1 protein-coding gene is annotated in these 848 nt (G+C 70.2%); it reads left to right on the forward strand.

Annotation, left to right across the window (positions count from 1 at the left end):
• Positions 1 to 21: 21 nt before the first annotated feature.
• Positions 22 to 848 (forward strand): acyltransferase domain-containing protein (locus ABD323_RS42135; RefSeq protein WP_344447352.1); only part of this gene is annotated, 827 nt, incomplete at its 3' end.

Raw genomic sequence — 848 nt, forward strand, 5'->3', positions numbered from 1 at the left:
GCCGCGTTGGAGGAGCGTGCGGTGGTGTTGGACGGGGTGGTGGGTCTGCGGGCGTTGGCGTCGGGGGTGGAGTCGGCGGGTGTGGTGCGGGGTTCGGTGGCCGGGGTGGGTGGGTTGGCGTTCCTGTTCGCCGGTCAGGGTAGTCAGCGGGTGGGTATGGGGCGTGAACTGGCGCGGGTGTTCCCGGTGTTCGGGGCGGCGTTCGATGCGGTGGCGGGTGAGTTGGGGTTGCCGTTGGGTGAGGTGATCGATTCGGGTGCCGGGTTGGATGGGACGGGGTGGGCGCAGCCGGCGTTGTTCGCGGTGGAGGTGGCGCTGTTCCGGCTGCTGGAGTCGTGGGGGGTGCGGCCGGACTTCGTGGTGGGTCATTCGATCGGTGAGGTGGCGGCGGCGCATGTGGGTGGGGTGCTGTCGTTGGCGGATGCGGCGAGGTTGGTGCGGGCGCGGGCGTCGTTGATGCAGGCGCTTCCCACTGGTGGGGCGATGGTGGCGTTGGAGGCGACGGAGGCGGAGGTGTTGGCGGTGTTGCCGGCGGCCGGTGTGGATGTCGCGGCGGTGAACGGTCCTTCCTCGGTGGTGGTTTCGGGGGAGGTGGAGCAGGTTCTGGCGGTGGCGGAGGTCTTCGCGGGGCGGGGGCGTCGTACGCGCAGGTTGCGGGTGAGTCATGCCTTCCATTCGGCGCGGATGGACGCGATGGTGGCGGAGTTCCGTGTGGTGGCGCGTTCGCTCTCGTACGGGGAGTTGGCGATTCCGGCGGTGTCGACGTTGACCGGCGCTGTGGTGGAGTCGGGGGAGTGGGCGGATCCGGAGTACTGGGTGCGTCAGGTCCGTGAGGGTGTCCGGTTCGC

The sequence above is a fragment of the Kitasatospora nipponensis genome, from assembly GCF_039528135.1.
GTDB lineage: Bacteria > Actinomycetota > Actinomycetes > Streptomycetales > Streptomycetaceae > Kitasatospora > Kitasatospora nipponensis.